Annotated in this window: 17 protein-coding genes; 4 read left to right on the top strand and 13 right to left on the bottom strand. The window is 73.3% G+C overall.

Going from position 1 to position 19,371, the window contains the following annotated elements; genetic code table 11:
• Window positions 1-47 precede the first annotated feature (47 nt).
• Together ACWEPF_RS22550 and ACWEPF_RS22555 are read right to left on the bottom strand one after the other, a co-directional pair.
• A complete protein-coding gene (locus ACWEPF_RS22550) occupies window positions 48-2,123 on the bottom strand; it encodes a bifunctional polysaccharide deacetylase/glycosyltransferase family 2 protein (protein ID WP_345287783.1) in 2,076 nt (691 codons plus the stop codon).
• A 106-nt stretch (window positions 2,124-2,229) separates the two neighbouring features.
• Window positions 2,230-2,616 (bottom strand): hypothetical protein, encoded by a 387-nt coding sequence (locus ACWEPF_RS22555; RefSeq protein ID WP_452173902.1) that lies wholly within the window; start codon window positions 2,614-2,616, stop codon window positions 2,230-2,232.
• Between the two features lie 327 nt (window positions 2,617-2,943).
• On the opposite strand from ACWEPF_RS22555, the gene ACWEPF_RS22560 reads away from it, so the two are divergent.
• Window positions 2,944-3,915 (top strand): glycoside hydrolase family 16 protein, encoded by a 972-nt coding sequence (locus ACWEPF_RS22560; RefSeq protein ID WP_452173903.1) that lies wholly within the window; start codon window positions 2,944-2,946, stop codon window positions 3,913-3,915.
• Between the two features lie 40 nt (window positions 3,916-3,955).
• Here ACWEPF_RS22560 and ACWEPF_RS22565 read toward each other — a convergent pair whose 3' ends face one another.
• The 7 genes from ACWEPF_RS22565 to ACWEPF_RS22595 form a co-directional block, all read right to left on the bottom strand.
• Window positions 3,956-4,390 carry a nuclear transport factor 2 family protein gene (locus ACWEPF_RS22565; protein ID WP_452173904.1) on the bottom strand — a complete coding sequence of 145 codons (435 nt, stop codon included), beginning with the start codon at window positions 4,388-4,390 and terminating at the stop codon, window positions 3,956-3,958.
• A 102-nt stretch (window positions 4,391-4,492) separates the two neighbouring features.
• The gene (locus ACWEPF_RS22570; RefSeq protein WP_452173905.1) at window positions 4,493-5,566 is read right to left on the bottom strand and encodes an RNA polymerase sigma factor; all 1,074 of its coding nucleotides are present in this window, start codon (window positions 5,564-5,566) and stop codon (window positions 4,493-4,495) included.
• A gap of 120 nt (window positions 5,567-5,686) precedes the next feature.
• A complete protein-coding gene (gene dnaG / locus ACWEPF_RS22575) occupies window positions 5,687-7,597 on the bottom strand; it encodes a DNA primase (RefSeq protein WP_345287726.1) in 1,911 nt (636 codons plus the stop codon).
• Between the two features lie 9 nt (window positions 7,598-7,606).
• A complete protein-coding gene (locus ACWEPF_RS22580; protein ID WP_345287724.1) occupies window positions 7,607-8,887 on the bottom strand; it encodes a deoxyguanosinetriphosphate triphosphohydrolase in 1,281 nt (426 codons plus the stop codon).
• Window positions 8,888-8,995: 108 nt separating this feature from the next.
• Window positions 8,996-9,769 (bottom strand): sirohydrochlorin chelatase, encoded by a 774-nt coding sequence (locus ACWEPF_RS22585; protein ID WP_452173906.1) that lies wholly within the window; start codon window positions 9,767-9,769, stop codon window positions 8,996-8,998.
• A 67-nt stretch (window positions 9,770-9,836) separates the two neighbouring features.
• On the bottom strand, window positions 9,837-10,439 hold the full coding sequence (locus ACWEPF_RS22590; protein ID WP_452173907.1) for a hypothetical protein: 603 nt from the start codon (window positions 10,437-10,439) through the stop codon (window positions 9,837-9,839).
• 175 nt (window positions 10,440-10,614) lie between these two features.
• Window positions 10,615-11,553 carry an NADP-dependent oxidoreductase gene (locus ACWEPF_RS22595; protein ID WP_452173908.1) on the bottom strand — a complete coding sequence of 313 codons (939 nt, stop codon included), beginning with the start codon at window positions 11,551-11,553 and terminating at the stop codon, window positions 10,615-10,617.
• 120 nt (window positions 11,554-11,673) lie between these two features.
• On the opposite strand from ACWEPF_RS22595, the gene ACWEPF_RS22600 reads away from it, so the two are divergent.
• A complete protein-coding gene (locus ACWEPF_RS22600) occupies window positions 11,674-12,633 on the top strand; it encodes a GlxA family transcriptional regulator (RefSeq protein ID WP_452173909.1) in 960 nt (319 codons plus the stop codon).
• A gap of 29 nt (window positions 12,634-12,662) precedes the next feature.
• On the opposite strand, the gene ACWEPF_RS22605 is transcribed toward ACWEPF_RS22600, so the two are convergent.
• Together ACWEPF_RS22605 and ACWEPF_RS22610 are read right to left on the bottom strand one after the other, a co-directional pair.
• Window positions 12,663-13,124, bottom strand: coding sequence for a MarR family winged helix-turn-helix transcriptional regulator (locus tag ACWEPF_RS22605; RefSeq protein ID WP_452173910.1), 462 nt, complete (start codon window positions 13,122-13,124; stop codon window positions 12,663-12,665).
• Window positions 13,121-13,765 carry a DJ-1/PfpI family protein gene (locus ACWEPF_RS22610; RefSeq protein WP_452173911.1) on the bottom strand — a complete coding sequence of 215 codons (645 nt, stop codon included), beginning with the start codon at window positions 13,763-13,765 and terminating at the stop codon, window positions 13,121-13,123. The genes ACWEPF_RS22605 and ACWEPF_RS22610 overlap by 4 nt, the downstream gene beginning before the upstream one ends.
• Before the next feature lie 198 nt (window positions 13,766-13,963).
• On the opposite strand from ACWEPF_RS22610, the gene nirB reads away from it, so the two are divergent.
• On the top strand, window positions 13,964-16,561 hold the full coding sequence (nirB, locus tag ACWEPF_RS22615; RefSeq protein ID WP_452173912.1) for a nitrite reductase large subunit NirB: 2,598 nt from the start codon (window positions 13,964-13,966) through the stop codon (window positions 16,559-16,561).
• Window positions 16,558-16,923 carry a nitrite reductase small subunit NirD gene (gene nirD / locus ACWEPF_RS22620; protein ID WP_452173913.1) on the top strand — a complete coding sequence of 122 codons (366 nt, stop codon included), beginning with the start codon at window positions 16,558-16,560 and terminating at the stop codon, window positions 16,921-16,923. The genes nirB and nirD overlap by 4 nt, the downstream gene beginning before the upstream one ends.
• A gap of 150 nt (window positions 16,924-17,073) precedes the next feature.
• On the opposite strand, the gene ACWEPF_RS22625 is transcribed toward nirD, so the two are convergent.
• Both ACWEPF_RS22625 and ACWEPF_RS22630 read right to left on the bottom strand, forming a co-directional pair.
• Complete coding sequence (locus ACWEPF_RS22625; protein ID WP_452173914.1) at window positions 17,074-17,964, bottom strand: SGNH/GDSL hydrolase family protein; 891 nt, start codon at window positions 17,962-17,964, stop codon at window positions 17,074-17,076.
• A 3-nt stretch (window positions 17,965-17,967) separates the two neighbouring features.
• Window positions 17,968-18,912 carry a PAC2 family protein gene (locus ACWEPF_RS22630; protein ID WP_452173915.1) on the bottom strand — a complete coding sequence of 315 codons (945 nt, stop codon included), beginning with the start codon at window positions 18,910-18,912 and terminating at the stop codon, window positions 17,968-17,970.
• Window positions 18,913-19,371 lie beyond the last annotated feature (459 nt).

The following is a 19,371-nucleotide window of genomic DNA, read 5'->3' on the forward strand; positions in this document are numbered from 1 at the left end:
TCGACCCGCCGTCAGCCCTCCACCGGGGCTCGGACCGCCTCCGGGGCTCAGACCTCCACCGGGGCGGAGACCTCGCCGGTGCGCCGGAGCTTCTGCCAGCGCAGGCGGCCGCCGGTCACCGCGGTGATCGCCGACTGCAGCAGGACGATGTACATCAGCTGCCGGTACACCAGCTGCTGGGTCGGCAGGCTGATCAGGTGCCAGGGCTTCTCGCGGTCGAGCTTGAAGGCGTACCAGGAGAGCACGGCCTGGATGCCCAGGAAGCCGGCGAAGCTGGTGATGGTCGTCGCCGCGTCCGCGAACAGCACGCCGTAGATCAGGAAGATGTCGACCAGTGGTGCCAGCAGCGGGGCGACCACGCCGAACAGCACGACCAGCGGCAGGCCCCGGCGGCCGAACCGCCCGCGCGGCCCCTTGGCGGTGACGGCCCGGCGGTGCTTCCACATCGCCTGCATCGAGCCGTAGCTCCAGCGGTACCGCTGGGACCAGAGCTGCTGGAGGCTCGCGGGGGCCTCGGTCCAGGCGCGGGCACGCTCGGCGTAGACCACCCGCCAGCCCTCGCACAGCACCGCCATGGTGATGTCGGTGTCCTCGGCGAGGGTGTCCTCGCTCATCCCGCCGACCGCGTCCAGGGCCTCCTTGCGGAAGGCGCCGACCGCGCCGGGGATGGTCGGGATGATGCCGAGCATGTCGTACATCCGGCGGTCCAGGTTGTGGCCGAGGACGTACTCGATGTGCTGCCAGGAGCCGATCAGGGTGTCCCGGTTGCCGACCTTGGCGTTGCCCGAGACCGCGCCGATCGAGGGGTCCGCGAAGGGCTGGACCAACTCGCGCACCGTGGAGGGCTCGAAGACGGTGTCGCCGTCCATCATCACGACGATGTCGTGCGAGGCGGCCGCGATGCCGGCGTTCAGTGCGCTGGGCTTGCCGCCGTTGACCTTGCGGATCAGGCGGACGAACGGCATCGCCATCTCCTCCACGATGTCCGCGGTGCCGTCCGAGGAGCCGTCGTCGATGACGATGACCTCGATCGGGTAGTCGCTCGCGGCCAGCGAGTTGAGGGTGTGGGCGATGCACTCGCGCTCGTTGTACGCGGGCACCAGGACGGTGACCGGGCGGGTGACGGGCTCGCCCCAGAGGTCCTGCCGCTTGGAGCGGCGGGCGTGGATCGGGGCCAGCACCAGCATCAGGGCGAACCGGCCGAAGTTCAGGAAGCCGACCACGGCGAGCAGCCCGATCAGCGTCGGCAGGGTGTGCACGGCCAGCTGGGTGGCCCAGACGTAGCCCTTGCCCGCCCACAGCCGGAAGCCGGTCACCGGCGTGGTGGCGCTGGAGGCGCCGAGCGCCTCGGAGATGGTGGTGAACCGGTAGCCGTCGGCCTTCAGCTTGTCGATCAGGATGCCGAGCGCCTCGACGGTCTGGGAGCGGTCACCGCCGGAGTCGTGCAGCAGGATCAGCTCGCCGGCGCCGGGCGTCGTGGGCATCGCCTCCTTGACGATGGCGTCCACCCCCGGCCGCTTCCAGTCGTCGGTGTCGTGGTCGATGAAGGCGGTGACGTAGCCCCGGGCGCCCAGGTACTTGATCACCGGGTAGGTCCAGTCGTCCAGCGCCGCCGAGTTGGACGAGTACGGCGGGCGGAACAGCGAGCTGTGCACCCCCGCCGCCCCGGCCAGGGCCAGCTGGGTCTGGGCCATCTCCCAGGTGATCCGGGCGTGCGACTGGAAGGCGAAGTCCGGGTGGGTGAAGCTGTGCAGCCCGATCTCGTGTCCCTCGTCCACGATCCGGCGGATCAGCTCCGGATGACGGGCCGTCATGCCGCCGGTGACGAAGAAGTCCGCGCGCACGCCGCGGGACTCCAGCACGTCCAGGACCTTCGGGGTCCACTCCTCGTCCGGGCCGTCGTCGAAGCTCAGCACCACGGTGCGGTCCGGGATGCGGTAGCTCACCGGGTCGTCGTTGTGCTCACCGCGCGCGTCGATGACCGGGCCGCCCTTGAGCAGCGACTCCGGAACGGTCTCCTTGTCGGCCGAGTCGGCGACCCGGGCGTCGTGGAACACCTCGTTGGTGGCCAGGCCGCGCAGCACGAGCAGCGCGAGCAGACATGCCAGCAGGGAGAGCGGCATGAAGAAGCGCAGGGGTGGCGCGGCCAGTCGGCGCGGCCTGCGCGAAGACTGCCGGCGGCGCTGGTGGCGGGACAATGGTGCTCCTGGAGATGGGTGGTGCTGCGGTTCAGGGGTGCTTCGTGGACCGGGCGGACGGTGTGGCGCCGTGCGGTGCACCGGTGGTGCCGGTCATGGTGGTGGTGCCGGTCGTGCCGGTGGTGCCGGTGGTCTTCGCCGTCGGCTTGCCCGCAGGGGTCGCGGAGCGCGAGGGCGCCTTGGAGGTCGACGTCGACGGCTTCGGCGACGGGGTGGGTGACGGCGCGGGGGTGGGCGTCGTCACGGGTTCGGCCGGCTGGGCCGTCGGCTGAGGGGGTATGCCCATCGCCGGGGCGTCGGCCTGGACGCCGACCATGGTCCCGGCCATGACGACCGCGAGGATCGCGCCGACCACCGAGACGGGCCAGCCGAGACCGCGCAGCAGCCGGCCGCGCCGACCGGACTGGGAGACGAACACCGGTGCGGGGTCGACCTCTTCGAGGTTCGACGCGGGTACGTCGGACTGTGACGGCCGGACTGATCCGCCTTCGACGGGGGTGACGACTGGGCGCACCTTGCCACGCCTTTCAGTGCAGGGTACGTAGACCACCGGAGCCTAAGGCGAACGCTAGTGCAACCCTCAGAGCGAATTGGCCGCGATGGGTGGATTTGGCCCGTTCCGAGAGAGGGCTGTGACCGGATCGCAATGCCCGCCGACGTGTTCGAGCGGGCCCTTCGTACCCCGTTAGGATGTGCCTCCCACCCGATCGGCACGCATGTGCGACCGGTACCCCGAGGAGCCCGCGTGAGTCAGCCCCGCCGCCCCCGCCGTCACCGCGGGTGGAGCCTCCTGGCCCTCCCGGTCCTGCTGGGCACGCTCGCCGCCTGCTCCGGCGGCCCGGTCTCCGGCGCCTCCGGCGGCGGCCCCGCCGGGACGGCGAAGGGCGGCTCCCCGGCCGCCGCCACGCCGACGCCGACCGGCCCTCCGGGGACCCTCTTCGACAGCTTCCGCTACACCGGCCCCACCGATCCCGCGCTCACCGCGCACGGCTGGGAGGTCCGCACCGGCGAGGGCGGCCCCGGGATCAAGGACACCTGGTCCGACGCCGGCGCGAGCTTCCCCGCCGACACCACCGCCCAGGGCGGCCGAACCCTCCAGCTGCGGGCCACCACCGACGGCACCGCGAAGGGCACCAAGCAGGTCGAGATCCAGACCACCGGCACCAAGCTCCTCAACGGCACCTTCGCCGCCAGGATCCACCTCAGCGACAAGCCGGTCAGCGGAAAGAACGGCGACCACGTCGTCCAGTCCTACTTCCCGATCTCCACCTCCGACGACTCGCCGAACTACAGCGAGCTCGACTTCGAGTACATGCCGAACGGCGGCTGGGGCAACCCCGGCCCCCAGCTCGACACCACCAGCTGGTTCAAGGCGGACCCGGCGGACCGCGTCACCAAGCCGCACAAGCAGCGCCTCGAGGGCTGGCACGTCATGATGGTCACCGCCGTCGACGGGAAGGCCACCTACTCGATGGACGGCAAGGAGCTGTTCACCAGCACCGGGAACTACGTGCCGCGCGAGAAGATGAACGTCCACTTCAGCAACTGGTTCGTCGACCTGCTGCCCTCGCTCGGCGGGCAGCGCGCCTGGGACCTGAAGGTCAACTGGTTCTACTACAAGGACGCCGCGGCCGTCTCCTACGCGGACGTCCAGAAGACGGTGGACGGCTTCTACGCCGCCGGCACCGACTTCGTGGACACCCTGCCCAAGTCCTGAGGCCGCCGGGGCAGTCGGAGCAGTCGGAGCCGCCGGGGCATCATCCCTCGAAGGCGGCGGCCACCGCGAGGCTGTCCTCGTAGACGTGGTGACGGACGATCAGACCCGCCTCCACGGTGAGGTGGAGGGCGAAGCGGGCCCGGTACGGGCGGCCGGTGGGACGGGCGGTCTGGCGGATCTCGCCGAGGACCACGGCCTCCGGGCCGTCGACCAGGATCCGCTCGACGGTGGTGGCCGCAGCCTCCGGGACGTGGTGGGCGGCCAACTCCCGGAAGTGGTCGGCCGCTTCGGCCCGGGTGGCCCGGCTCCGGATCCACGGGGTGGCGGGGCGGCCGTGCTCCGCGGCGGGCCAGGAGAGCTTCCAGTCGCCGTGCTCGGCGTAGAGCTCCGCGATCCGCTCGGGGTCACCCGCGCCGATCCGGCGCAGCAGTTCCTCGACCACGACTCGGGTGCCGGTGACGGAAGTTGACGACATGGCGGGCCTCCCCTGCCTCGGTGCCGCGACCGGGGGCGGTGCGGCGTTGCCGTCATCATCGCCAACGGCGGACGCCCGGCGCGATTACCTCCGGGGTAAGGCTCAGTCCAGGTAGGCGCGGAGCTGGGCGGTGAAGGCGTGGGCGCGCAGGCGGGAGAGCGTCTTGGCCTCGATCTGGCGGATCCGCTCGCGGGTGACGCCGAAGAGGTGGCCGATCTCCTCCAGGGTTCGGGGGTGCCCGTCGTCCAGGCCGTAGCGGAGCTGGACGACCTGGCGCTCGCGCTCCCCGAGGGTGTCCAGGACGGCGCCGAGGTGCTGGCGCAGCAGCAGGAAGGCGGCGGTCTCGACGGGCGAGGCGGCGTCGGCGTCCTCGATCAGGTCGCCGAGGGCGACCTCGTCCTCGTCACCCACGGGGGTGTGCAGCGAGACCGGCTCCTGGGCCAGCCGCAGGATCTCCAGCACCCGGGCCTCGGTCAGCTCCAGCGCCTCGCCGACCTCGGCCGCGCTGGGCACGGTGCCGCGCTCCTGGAGCATGGTGCGCTGGACCCGGATCACCCGGTTGATCAGCTCGACCACGTGCACCGGCACCCGGATGGTGCGGGCCTGGTCGGCCAGCGCCCGGCTCATCGCCTGCCGGATCCACCAGGTCGCGTAGGTGGAGAACTTGTAGCCACGCGCGTAGTCGAACTTCTCCACCGCGCGGATCAGCCCGAGGTTGCCCTCCTGGACCAGGTCGAGCAGGGTGAGGCCGCGGCCGACGTAGCGCTTGGCGACGGAGACCACCAGGCGGAGGTTGGCCTCGATCAGGCGGCGCTTGGCCCGGTGGCCGAGCCGGACCAGGACGGCCAGCTCGACCGTCAGCCGTTCGTCCAACCCGCCCTGCTGGAGGGCCTGTTCGGCGAAGAGACCGGCCTCGATCTGCCGGGCCAGCTCGACCTCCTCGACGGCGGTGAGCAGCCGGATCCGGCCGATCTCGCGCAGGTACTGACGCAGCAGGTCGGCGGCCGGGCCGGCCGTCTCGTCCGGCGCCGGGGCCTCGTCCGGCTCGCCCGGCGCGACGCCCTCGACCACCTCGACGGGACCACCGGGCCCGCCGGGACCGCTGGGACCGGTCGCATCCGGCTCGGACTCCGCCGGTTCGACGGCGGTTTGCACGGCGGAGAGCTCCACGGGCATCCTCCCTCGGCGGTGCACGGCCGTGGGGGAGGCCGCGCCACAAGGGTTGGGATACCCAGCTCGGCGCCCGGGGATTCGGGTGACTGTGACTCAGGTCACTCCGGGGCTCGCGCAGTGCCGTCAGAGCCCGGCGGCGCCCCTGCTGCGGAGGTTCTGGGCGTACTGCTGGAGGGCCCACAGCTCGCCCTGGACGGCGTTCAGCTCCTCGGGGGTGCCGCGCCGGTCGAGCCGCTGCAGGTGGCCGCGGACCTCGGCGATCCGGCGGTCCACCGCCTGGAGGCGGAGCTTGACCAGGAACTCCCCCGCGTAGATGGTGTCGGCGGCCCGCCGGGTGCGGATCGGCTCCACCGTCAACTCGGTGACCAGGGAGCGCACTTGGTCGTCCGGACAGGCCTCCCGGACGACTGCGGTGAAGTCCGGCAGGGTCGCGCCGTAGGCCGCACCGCCGGCCGCCCGGATCGCCTGGCGGACGGCGGTGTAGGGCGGGGTGGGGAACTCGTCGTCGCCGTAGTTGTCGAAGGCCGGGCTGACCAGGTCCGGGTGCTGGAGGGCCAGCTTGAGCAGCTCGCGCTCCACGAACTGGGCCGGGTCCCGCGGGTCCAGGCGGTAGGCGGGGCGGACGGGCTGGGCGGGAACGGCGGCCGCGGGGCCGCCGGGGCGGCGGAGCTGGCGGTTCCCGTTCTGCTGGTTCTCCCGCTGCCAGCGCGCGAGTTGGGAGATCCGCCGGACCACGAACTGCTCGTCCAGGATGCCCAGCATGCCGGCCAGCCGGACGGCGTACTCGTGCTGGATCGAGCGGTCCTTGATCTTGACGATGATCGCCGAGGCCTCCTCCAGCGCCGCGGCCCGCCCCTCGGGGGTGTCCACCCGGTGGCGGTCGACGGCGGAGCGCAGCGCGAACTCGAAGAGCGGCACCGGGTTGTCGATCAGCTCGCGGACCGCCTCGTCGCCCTTGGCCAGCCGGAGCTCGCACGGGTCCATGCCGCCCGGGGTGATGGCGATCGAGGTGCGGGCGGCGAACTTCTGGTCGTCCTCGAACGCGCGCAGTGCGGCCTTCTGCCCGGCGGCGTCGCCGTCGAAGGTGAAGACCGTCTCGCCGCGGTAGGTGGAGGTGTCCATCAGCAGCCGACGGATGATCTTGATGTGGTCCTCGGCGAAGGCGGTGCCGCAGGTGGCCACCGCCGAGGTGACGCCGGCCAGGTGACAGGCCATCACGTCGGTGTAGCCCTCGACCACCACCGCCCGGCCGGACTTAGCGATCTCCTTCTTCGCCAGGTCGAGGCCGTAGAGTACGTGGGACTTCTTGTAGATCGGCGTCTCGGGGGTGTTCAGGTACTTCGGCCCGTTGTCGTCCTCGCGCAGCCGCCGGGCACCGAAACCGATCACCTCGCCGCCGCTGTCCCGGATCGGCCAGACCAGCCGGCCCCGGAAGCGGTCGATCAGGCCGCCGCGCTGCCCCTGCGAGGCCAGGCCGCCGAGCAGGATCTCCTTGTCGGAGAAGCCCTTGCCGCGCAGGTAGCGGACCAGGTGCTCCCAGCCCGCCGGGGCGTAGCCGACCCCGAAGTGCTTGGCCGCCTCGGCGTCGAAGCCGCGCTCGGCCAGGAAGCGGCGGCCGATCTCGGCCTCCGCGGACTCCAGCTGCTCCTGGTAGAAGGCCGCGGCCACCTTGTGCGCCTCGACCAGCCGGGTGCGCTCGCCCTGCTGCTGGCGGGGCGAGTAGCCGCCCTCCTCGTACCGCAGGGTGATCCCGGCCTGGGCGGCCATCCGCTCGACGGCCTCGGCGAACGAGAAGTGCTCGATCTTCATCAGGAAGGTGATCGTGTCGCCGCTCTCGCCGCAGCCGAAGCAGTGGAACACGCCCTTGCCGGGATGGACGTAGAAGGAGGCGGACTTCTCGTCGTGGAACGGGCAGACGCCCTTGAGCTGGCTGCCGCCCCCGTTGGTCAGCTGGACGTAGTCGTTGACGACCGCGTCGATGGGCAGCGCGTCGCGCACCCGCTGTACGTCTTCATCCTTGATCCGGCCTGCCACCCCGGAAGTCTACGTCGCCTTCGACTCGACCAAGCGGGAATGCAGGGCGAGGGCGGAGGCATCGGTGAGGGTGGCGATCTGGTCGATCACCGCGCGCAGGGCGGCCCGGTCGTCCTCGGCCTCCTCGTACAGGGCGGCGAAGACCGGGTCCAGCCCGTACGGGGCGGTGCGGGCCAGCACGTCGGCCAGCTCGGCGATCACGATCCGCTGGCGGGCGCGGAGCTGTGCCTGCTCGTCGCGCTGCATCACGTACCGGACGGCGACGGCCTTGAGCACCGCGACCTCGACCCGGACCTCCTGCGGCACCACCAGCTCGGCGGCGTAGCGGGTCAGCCGGCCCGGGCCGTAGCGGGCCCGGGTGGCCTGCTCGGCGGCCAGGCAGAAGCGGCCGATCAGCTGGCTGGTCAGGTCCTTGAGCCCGGCCCGGGCGCGGGCCGAACCGTCGTAGCCGCGCGGCCACCACTCCTCGCCCTGCAGCCTGTCCAGCGCGGCGCCGAACTCCTCGGGCTCCGCCGCGGCGTACCGGTCCGCGATCTTGAACAGCTCGGACCGCTCCTCGGCCGAGCGCAGCGCCGCCGGGTCGACGTGCCCGGCCTGGATGCCGTCCTCCACGTCGTGGGTGGAGTACGCCACGTCGTCGGACCAGTCCATCACGGTGGCCTCGAAGCACTTGCGCAGCTCCGGCGCACCGGTGCGCAGCCAGCGGAAGACCGGAAGGTCGTCGGCGTAGACGCCGAACTTGGTGGAGGCCGGGTCGGTGGGGTGGGCGCCGTGCGGCCAGGGGTACTTGGTGGCGGCGTCCAGCGCGGCGCGGGTGAGGTTGAGGCCGACGCCGTGGCCCGGACGCGGGGCCAGCGCGGCGGCGGGCTCGCCGGGCGGCGCGAAGCGCTTGGGCTCCAGGCGGGTCAGGATGCGGAGCGACTGCGCGTTCCCCTCGAAGCCGCCGCAGCTGCGGGCGGCCTGGTCGAGCGCCTCCTCGCCGGTGTGGCCGAACGGCGGGTGGCCGATGTCGTGGGCCAGGCAGCCCGTCTCCACCAGATCCGGGTCGCAGCCCAGGGCCGCGCCCAACTCCCGCCCCACCTGGGCGCATTCGAGCGAGTGCGTGAGCCTGGTCCGCGGGAAGTCACTGCGCATCGGGGCCACCACCTGGGTGGTGCCGGCCAGGCGGCGCAGGGCTGCCGAGTGCAGCACCCGCGCGCGGTCACGCTGGAACGCCGTCCGGCCCGGCCGCTTGTCCGGCTCGGGCACCCAACGGGCTTCGGCTGCGGGGTCGTACGCGGTGTCGTCCATATGGAAGTACCGTACGCCGGACAGCCGACATTCCATCAGCACCACACACGAACGCGCACCGTACGACGGACGAACGCCACCGGAGCCAGGCGGGCAGGCGCGCTCCCGCTACGCCGCCACCACCGCCGGGCGGACCGCCGACTGGTACCGCGACAGCACCAGCTCGGCCATGCCCGGATGGGCCCCCAGCGGGGCAGCGGTGATCCACGGCGCCGCGGCGGCCGCCAGCCGGGCGAAGTCCCCCGGGGCGGTGAAGTACGAGGCGACCGCGATCCGGCGGTGGCCCTCGGCCCTGAGGCCGGCGACCGCCTCCGTCACGCTGGGACCGCCCGCCGCGACGGTGCCGACCCGGACCGGGACGCCGAGGCGCGCGGCCAGCAGGGCCGCCTGGGCCTCGGTGTCGGTGGCGGCGTCCGGATCGCGGGAACCGGCCGAGGCGAGCACCACCGCGTCGCCCTCCGGACCCCAACCCGCCTCCACCAGACGTTCGGTGAGCAGCTCGGCGAGCAGCCGGTCCGGCCCGAGCGGGGCCGTCACCACCCCGGCCACCTGCGGCGCGGCCGCCACCAGCGCGGGCAGGTCCACCTTGACGTGGTACCCCCGGCTGAGCAGCAGCGGCACCAGGACGGCCGGGCCGCGCAGCTCGTCCAGCACCTCGGGCAGCAGCGGTGCGTTCAGCCCCAAGTGGGCGATCCGGACGTCGAGTTCGGGCCGTCGGACGCGCAGCAGCGCGGCCAGCCGGCCGATCTCGACCGCCGTCTCCGGATCCCGCGAGCCGTGCGCCACCAGCACCAGGGCCGGACGGCGGGCCGCGTGCAGCACCCGGACGGGCGGGAGCACCCGGCGCACCGGGCCGGCGGTGGTGGCGGAGGTCGTCGTCATGCCCCCAGGATGCCCGACCCCTGTTTCACCCCGGGCCCGTCCAGATCAACCCCCCGTTAACCGGAGCTCACAGCGGGACGTGCGCGCCGAACATCGGCTCGTCCTCGTCGACCACCAGGGACTCGCGGTGGTGCTCCACCATCCGGCGGGTCTCCTCGTCGGTCTCGGTCAGCCAAGCCCGTTCGAGTGCTGCCGCGTGGTGCGGCGCTCCGCAGTCGATGGCGTAGAGCAACTCCCAGCCCGCCCGCCGCACCGCCGGCTCGGGGCGCTCCAGCATCGCGTAGTAGACCGGACGCCCCGTCAGCAGCAGGCCCCGGACGCGCTCCAGCATCCCGGTGTTCCCCGCCGCCTCCTCCGAGTCGTCGGGCTCGGCGAAGGCCAGGTCGTAGAGCACGCCGGCGGCCTCGACGGCCGCCTCGGCGGTGGGAGAGGCGCAGAGCGCCGTGAGGAACGGCACCAGGTGCTCGGCCGCCTCGGAGTAGCGGTTGGAGGCGATGTCGTAGCACTCGTGCGCGGCGTCCGCCGCGGCCCCCCAGATGTCGGTGGTGCCCTCCTCTCCCGTCTCCATCACCCGGAGGGCGACCGGGATGTTCCCGGCGTCGCGGCCGGGCCCCGGCACCCGCATGCCCGCCCACGGGAGGTCGTCCAGTCCGTCCAGCAGTGTCGTCATACCGCGAAGGCTAGAGCCTGTCTGACAATTCGCGTCGGATCAGGCCGGGTCGTCCGGTGCGTGCGATCGGCGTGCGGCCGGGACGCCCTCGTAGCGGAGCTACTTGGGCGTTTCGGCCGTGCGGCGAGCGTGCGTGCCGGGCGGGCCGGACCCGGCGGGAATTGTCAGACAGGCTCTAGGACCGGGGTCCGACGGAGAGCACGATCTTGCCGGAGGTGCGCCCGGTCTGGCTGAGCTCGTGGGCCTCGGCGACGCGCTCCAGCGGGAGTTCGGCGCTGACCTCGGGCCGCAGCAGCCCCTGCTCGGCGAGGGCGGCCAGCTCCCGCAGGCCCGCCTGGTCGGCCTCGACGGCCATGAAGCCGGCCCGCAGGCCGAGCGCGGCGGCCTGCTCGGCGAGGTACTGCTCGGCCGGGGAGGCCAGCGAGACCAGGACACCGCCCGGCCGCAGCACCCGGAGCGAGCGCGGGCCGTACTCACCGCCGACCGGGTCGACCACCACGTCCACCGGCTCGACCGCCTCCTCGAAGTCCACGGCCGTGTAGTCCACCACCTCGTCCGCGCCGAGGGCGCGCAGGAAGTCGTGCTTGGCGGACCGGGCGGTGCCGATCACGTACGCGCCGCGGGCCTTGGCGATCTGCACCGCGAGGTGGCCGACACCTCCTGCCGCCGCGTGCACCAGCACCCGCTGACCGGGCCGCACGTCCGCGGTGTCCACCAGGGCCTGCCAGGCCGTCATGCCGACCAGCGGCACGGCCGCCGCCTGGACGTGCGTCAGCGCGTCCGGCTTGCGCACCAGGTGGCGGGCCGGGACGGTGACGTACTCGGCGTAGGTCCCGGCCGGGGCGGGGTGGCGCGGCATGCCGAAGACCTCGTCGCCGACGGCGAGGGTGGTGACTCCGAGGCCGACCGCCTCGACCACGCCGGAGACGTCCCAGCCCAGCGGCACGATCCGGCCGACCAGACCGCCGCTGCTCCGGTGCCAGACGTCGGTCGGGTTGACCGAGGTGGCCAGGACCCGCACCAGCACCTCCGCCACGCCGGGCTCCGGCCGCTCCACCTCCACGACCTCCAGGACCTCGGGGCCGCCGAACTCGCTCTGGCTGATCGCACGCATCGTCATCTCTCCTGCTCGGAAGGGGTTTCCGGCGGGCCGTCCGGCCGCCTGACACCAAGATCCCGCAGCGGGCCGCCCCGAACGAGTGGCAAGATTGCCGATATCTGAAAGGATCTCGCCATGCACCGTGTGGTCACGCTCGCCCTGGACGGCGTCTACCCCTTCGAACTCTCCATCCCCAACCGCATCTTCGGCGTGGCCGCCACCCCCGACGGCACGCCGCTGTACGAGGTGGTGACCTGCTCGCTGGACGGCGGCCCGGTCCGCACCGAGGCCGACTTCACGGTGCAGGTGCCGCACGGGGCCGAGGTGATCGCGACCGCCGACACCCTGGTGATCCCGCCGTTCACCTGCGACTCGGCGGACCAACAGGACTGGCTCCCGGCCGAGTTGGCGCGTGCCCTGGAACTGCTGCGCCCCGGGGCGCGGATCGTCTCGATCTGCACCGCCTCCTACGTGCTGGCCGCCGCCGGGCTGCTGGACGGCCGGCCGGCCACCACCCACTGGACCGACGCCGGCGACTTCCAGCGGGCCTACCCCCTGGTGCGGGTGGACGCGGACGTGCTCTTCGTCGACAACGGCGAGGTCCTCACCGCCGCCGGCTCGGCGGCCGGGATCGACCTCTGCCTGCACCTGATCCGGCGCGACCACGGCTCCGAGGTGGCCAACCGGGTGGCCCGGCTCTGCGTGGTGCCGCCGTGGCGGGAGGGCGGACAGGCCCAGTACATCGAACGGCCGGTGCCCGAACCGGAGGAGGCGAGCACGGCGGCCACCCGGGCCTGGGCCCTGGCCAACCTCCACCAGCCGCTCCCACTGGCCGAGTTGGCGGCGCACGCCCGGATGAGCGTGCGCACCTTCTGCCGCCGCTTCAAGGACGAGACCGGCCTGCCGCCGGGCCAGTGGCTGATCCACCGGCGGGTGGACCACGCCCGCCGGCTGCTGGAGACCACCGACCTCCCGGTGGACGAGGTCGCCCACCGCTCCGGCTTCGGCACCGCCGTCTCGCTGCGCCAGCACCTCTCCGGCACCATCGGCGTCGCCCCGCTCGCCTACCGCCAGTCCTTCCGCACCCCGGCCTGACCCGAGCCGCCCGCCCCGGGCCGCCCCGCCTACCGCTCGCCCTCCTCCAGGGAGTCCAGCGCGCGCCCGAGCCGCTCCAGCACCTCCGCCACGGCCGCGAACTCCGCCTCTCCGCCCAGCCGTTCGGCCAGTGCCGCGGCGGTCACGGCGTGCCCCGGGGTGATCCGGGCGACGGCCGCGTAGCCCTCCTCGGTGGGCGCGAGCAGCTTGGCCCGGCGGTGCGCCGGGTTGGGCCGGTACTCGGCCAGCCCCTTCTCCACCAGCAGGTCGGCGATCCGCTGGACGCTCTGCCGGGTGATGCCCATCGCGCGGGCGATGCCGGCCACCGGCAGCGGCTCGGACAGCACCGCGCCGAGCACCTGCCACCAGGCCGCCGTCAGCCCGGCCGGAGCGGCCAACTCCTCGGCCACGCCGAGGAACTGGCCGTTGAGCCGGAAGACCGCCAGCGCCGAGCGGCTCAACGAGGAGGCTGCCGTCGGGAGTTGGCTCACCGCTGGGCCGCCGCTTCCAGCACCGGGTAGGCGCTCGCGTCGGAGTGGCGGAACAGCCGGTACCAGGCGTCCAGCACCGCCGGCTCCATCACGTCCAGGCGGCCCAGCACCTCCCGGGCGAAGGCCACCGGCTCGGTCGGCCCGGCGGTGACCAGCAGCCCGTCCGCGGAGGTGACGGCCTCCGCCTCCCGGTAGTCCGCGGCCCCCTGGTAGCCGGGCTGGAAGCCCAGGTACCCCGCCGCCGCCGAGGTGTGCGCCCGCCCGTCCAGCAGTCCCTCGCGGGCCAGCCCTGCCGTCGCCCCGCAGATCGCCGCCACCGGCACCCCGGCCGCCACGAACTCCGCCGCCTTCTTCGCGAACGGCGCCAACTCCTCGCCCGCGTCCCAGAGCCCGGCTCCCGGCAGGATCAGCATCGCGCTCTCCTCCGGCGCCAGCGCGTCCAGCGGAAGGTCGGGCAGCACCCGCAGCCCGCCCATGGTGGTGACCGCGCCCGAGGCGCCCCCGAGCCCGACGGTGCGGATCTCGAAGGCCGGGCCGGACGCCCGGTGGGCCATCCCGTTGCGCAGGTGGGCGACGGCGTGGCCGTACTCCCAGTCGGCGAGCGTGTCGTAGACGGCAAGGTGAACGGTGCGCTGCTGCATGGCTCCTCCTCGAATCCCTCTGTCGACAGCATCCTGTCATATTGACAGCATGCTGTCCATCGCGGTCTCACATCGGCGGCCCGCCCCCGCTGAGGCCGAAGTTCCGGCCGCGAAACAGCCCTGCTCCCACCGGTTAACACCCGCGAATCAAGCTCGGACCGAGAGCTCGCAGGGCACGAACCACGGAGGGACCCACCGATGACCACCACCAAGCCGACCGTCGTCCTGGTCGGATACGGCATGGTCGGCCACCGCTTCCTGGAAGCCCTGGCCGACACCGGCGCCGCCGACCGCTTCCGGGTGGTCGTGCTCGCCGAGGAGCCCCGCCCCGCCTACGACCGGGTCGCCCTGACCTCGTACTTCGCCGGGAAGACCCCGGAGGACCTGCTGCTCGGCGAGCCCGGCTTCGTCGACGCCCACGGCTTCGAGGTCCACCTGGACTCCCCCGTCACCGCGGTCGACCGCGCCGGACGGACCGTCACCACCGCCGCCGGGCACACCGTCGCCTACGACACCCTGGTGCTGGCCACCGGCTCCTACCCCTTCGTCCCGCCGGTCGAGGGCAAGGACGCCGACGGCTGCTTCGTCTACCGCACCATCGAGGACCTGCACGCCATCGAGGCCTACGCGGCCGGCTCCAGGGTCGGCGCGGTGGTCGGCGGCGGGCTGCTCGGCCTGGAGGCGGCCGGGGCGCTCAAGGGCCTGGGCCTGGAGACCCACGTGGTCGAGTTCGCCCCGCGCCTGATGCCCGTCCAGGTGGACGAGGGCGGCGGCGAGGCGCTGCGCCGCACCATCGAGGAGATGGGCGTGGTGGTGCACACCGGCGTCGGCACCAGCGCCATCCTGGCCACCGACGGCGCCGCCAGCGGCATGACCTTCACCGACGGCTCGTCCATCGCCACCGACCTGGTGGTCTTCTCGGCCGGCATCCGCCCCCGCGACCAGCTGGCGCGGGACTGCGGCCTCGACGTCGGCGAGCGCGGCGGCATCGCGGTGGACGCCCTCTGCCGCACCTCCGACGAGCACGTCTACGCGATCGGCGAGTGCGCCCTCGCGGTGGACGGCCGGGTCTACGGCCTGGTCGCCCCCGGCTACGAGATGGCCGCCAGCGTGGCGCACCAGCTGGCCGGGCAGGCCGCCAAGGAGTTCACCGGCGCCGACCTCTCCACCAAGCTCAAGCTGCTCGGGGTGGACGTGGCCAGCTTCGGCGACGCCTTCGGCACCACCCCCGGCGCACTGGACGTGGTCTACTCCGACTCCCGCTCCGGCATCTACAAGAAGCTGGTGGTCACCCCCGAGGGCGCCCTGCTCGGCGGCATCCTGGTCGGCGACGCCGAGGCGTACTCCTCGCTCCGCCCGCTGGCCGGCACCGGCAACCCGCTGCCCGTCCCGGCCGAGTCGCTGGTCCTCCCGGCCGGCCTCGGCGCCCCGGTCTCGCTCGGCAGTTCGGCACTGCCGGACGACGCGGTGGTCTGCAGCTGCCACAACGTCACCAAGGGCACCGTCCGGGGCGCGGTGACGGACCACCGGTGCACCACCGTCCCCGAGGTGAAGAAGTGCACCAAGGCGGGCACCGGCTGCGGGTCCTGCATCAAGCTGCTCGGCACCATCGTCAACGAGGAGCTGGAGGCCTCGGGCGTGGTGGTCGACAAGGGCCTGTGCCCCTGCTTCGCCCACACCCGCGCCGAGCTGTACGAGATCGTCCGGGTCAAGCGCATCCCGACCCACCGTCAGCTGCTCGCCGAGCACGGCCGCCTGACGGACGCCGAGGGCTGTGAGGTCTGCAAGCCCACGGTGGCCTCGATCATCGCCACCCTGGCCCCCGAGCTGGCCGCCTCCGGCTACGTGCTGGACGGCGAGCAGGCGGCCCTCCAGGACACCAACGACCACTTCCTGGCCAACCTCCAGAAGAACGGCTCCTACTCGATCGTCCCGCGCATCCCCGGCGGCGAGATCACCCCCGAGAAGCTGATCGTGATCGGCGAGGTGGCCCGGGACTTCGGGCTGTACACCAAGATCACCGGAGGCCAGCGGATCGACATGTTCGGCGCCCGGGTGGACCAGCTGCCGGAGATCTGGCACCGGCTGGTGGCGGCCGGCTTCGAGTCCGGCCACGCGTACGGGAAGTCCCTGCGCACCGTGAAGTCCTGCGTGGGCTCCACCTGGTGCCGCTACGGCGTGCAGGACTCGGTGGGCATGGCGATCCAGCTGGAGCTGCGCTACCGGGGGCTCCGCTCCCCGCACAAGTTCAAGTCCGGCGTCTCCGGCTGCGCCCGCGAGTGCGCCGAGGCCCAGGCCAAGGACTTCGGCGTGATCGCCACCGCCAACGGCTGGAACCTCTACGTCGGCGGCAACGGCGGCGCGATCCCCCGGCACGCCGACCTGCTGGCCCAGGACCTCGACGACGAGACCCTGATCCGCTACGTCGACCGCTTCCTGATGTTCTACATCCGCACCGCCGACCGGCTGGAGCGCACCTCCACCTGGCTGGACCGGATCGAGGGCGGCCTCGACCACGTCCGCGACGTGGTGGTGCACGACTCGCTCGGCATCGCGGCCGACCTGGAGTCGCTGATGGCCCATCACGTCGCCGACTACCAGGACGAGTGGGCCGCCACCCTGGCCGACCCGGAGCGGCTCTCCCGCTTCGTCTCCTTCGTCAACGCCCCCGGCGTGCCCGACCCGAGCGTCCGGTTCACCGCCGAGCGCGACCAGGTCAAGCCCGACCTGGAGATCCTCGCCACCCCGGAGCAGCTGCTCGCCAAGCTCTCCGCCGACCTGCTGGAGGTCCGATGACCACCGCCCTCGCCACCGCGACCGCCACCGACCTCGCCAGGGTCGAACTGCGCACCGTCGACGGCTGGGTCCCGGTCTGCGACCGCGACCGCCTCGTCCCCGGCCGCGGCGTCGCCGTCCTGCTCCCCGACGGCAGCCAGGCCGCCGTCTTCACGGACCGTCAGGGCCGGGTCTACGCCATCGCCAACCGCGACCCGTTCACCGGCGCCTACGTCCTCTCCCGGGGCCTGCTGGGCTCCACCCCGGACGGCCGGGTGTACGTCGCCTCGCCGCTCCTCAAGCAGCGCTTCGACCTCGCCACCGGCGAGTGCCTGGACGACGAGGCCGTCACCGTCACCGTCCACCCCGCCCGGGTCGTCTGACCCGCCCTCAGGACCCCGGTGGCCGCAGTCAAAAGCCCTGATCTGCGGCCACCGGCTCCCGCCCGTCCGGACCCGCGCCCCGTCCGAGCCCGCGCCTCCTTCGAGCCCGTGCCCCGTCCGAGCCCGTGCCCCGTCCGACGGAGCGCGGGCTCAGCGCACGGCGGCCAGCACGGCGTCGGCCATGCCCCGCTCGCCCGCCGCGTTCGGGTGCAGCGGGGAGAGCCCGCCGGCCGCGTCCAGCGGCTCGACCCAGCGGGCCGCCGGCCCCGCGCACATGTCGCGGCCCGGCACCGAGGTGGGGACGTAGGCGGCCCCGGCGGCCTCGGTGCGGCGGCGCAGCTCGGCCGCCAGCTCCCGCTGCTTCTCCGTGAGGTACGCCACGTCGGCGGCCGCCACGCCCGGGAGGGCCTGCGCACAGCCGGCCGGATCGGCCGGGAACAGCTCGGGGTAGCCGACCACAAGCACCCGGGCCTGCGGCGCCCGCCGCTTCAGCTCGGCCAGCGCCGCGCCGACCTTCTCCCCGGCCGCCGCGATCCGCCCGGACACCTCGTCCGCACCGCCCTCGGCGGCGAACTCGGCCCGGCAGCCCCGGCCGCCGAGGGCGGCCATGCCGCAGCGGGTGAGCACCTCCATGAAGCCGGCGTCGTTGGCCCCGATCCCCAGGGTGACCAGCCGGGTGGCGGGCGAGAGCGCGTCGAACTGCGCCGGATTGACCCCGCCCCTCACCTTCTGGGGTGCCGTCAGGTCCGGCGTCCGGGCCGAGCTGCAGCTGACGTCGGCGAAGTCGGCCGCCTTGAGCTCCCGCGCCACCAGCGCCGGGTAGTTCACCCCGGAGCGGAAGCACCCGGCCGGGTCACCGCCCTGCGGCGGCACGCCCAGGCCCGAGGTGTACGAGTCCCCCATCGCCACGTACCGCCCCACCGGGGCCGCCGCCGGGGGCGGGGCCGTGCTCCCCTCCGCGGAGGGGGCGCCGCCACCCGCGGCCGTGCAGCCGGCCAGCAGCACCGGCGCGATCAGCAGCCCCGACCACCTGCCCCGCAAGCCCTACTCCCCGCCGCGCTCGTGCTCGGCGAGGAACTCCTCGAACCGGCGGCCGAGTTCGTCCGCCGACGGCAGGTCGGCCGGCTCGGCGAGCAGGCTGTCCCGGCCCTCCGCCCCGGCCACCGCGTCGTACTGGCTCTCCATCCCCCGGATGGCCGCGGCGAGTTCGCCGTCCCCCTGGGCGAGCTGCTCCTCGATGTCGGCGTAGACCTCGCCCACCCTGTCCCGCAGCTCGGTGCCGGGCAGCACCAGGCCGGTGGCGGACTGCACCGCCTCCAGGATCAGCACGGCCGCCGCCGGGTAGGGCGAGCGGGCCACGTAGTGCGGCACGTGCACGGCGAAGCCGAGCACCTCCTGCCCGGACTCGGCCAGGCGGTACTCCACCAGTGCCTGGGCGCTGCCCGGGACCTGGGCCTGGTCGAACCACTTGGGGTACCCGGCGGCCAGGTCCAGCCTGTTCCCGTGCGGAGTGAGGCCGACCGGGCGGGTGTGTGGCACGCCCATCGGGATGCCGTGGAAGTCGACCGCCAGACGCACCTCGAAGCGGGCCGCCAACTCCCGGACGGCGGCCGCGAAGAGCTCCCACTCGGTGTCCGGCTCCGGGCCGGTGAGCAGCAGGAAGGGGGTGCCGACCGAGTCGTGGACCAGCTGGAGCAGCAGCTCCGGCGGGTCGTAGTCGGTCCACTTCTCGCGGTCGAAGGTCATCGCGGGGCGGCGCGCCCGGTAGTCGACCAGGCGGTCGTGGTCGAAGCGGGCGACCACCTGCGGGGAGCCCTGCTCCAGCAGGTGGGTGACCACCTGGCCGCCGGCCTCGCCGGCGTCCATGAAGCCCTCGAAGTGGTAGAGCAGCACCAGCCCGACGCCGTCCGGGCCGGCGGCGGCACCGGCGGCGGCCAGCGCGTCCACGCCCTGCTGCTCCAGCGTGTACAGCTCCTTGGGATCCCGCACCGCGCACCCAACCCCGATCGTGTCGTCTGCCTACGTCTACTCGCTCAGTCCAGCACACCCGGCGGCCCCGGCATTCCCACTCTGCCGACCCCCCGGCCGCCGTGCGGGGCGAACGCGCCAGAATCATCGCATCCGGGTACGAAAGCGCAGGTGGGGGGCGTGCCGGAGCGCTCGCCGGATGGAGTACGGCGGGCGACCTGACAGCACGCGCCACGGATGACGCGCCGTGAAGTGACGCATTGGCTCCGGGCGGGTATCGTCCTCTCGCTGCCTCGCATCGCCGCGTCGTCGCCACGGTCGTCTGTCACGCCGTCGGTCCGGCCCGGATACGCTGCGGGCAGACACCCCCACTGCACCTTGCCTTCACTTGGCCGCCTGTTTCTCTTCGCGCACTCTCAACCCTCTCGGCCACCTCGCGGACGCACACTGTCCCCTCGCTCATCCCCGCCGGACCGGTCC

Source organism: Kitasatospora sp. NPDC004289 (assembly GCF_053602875.1).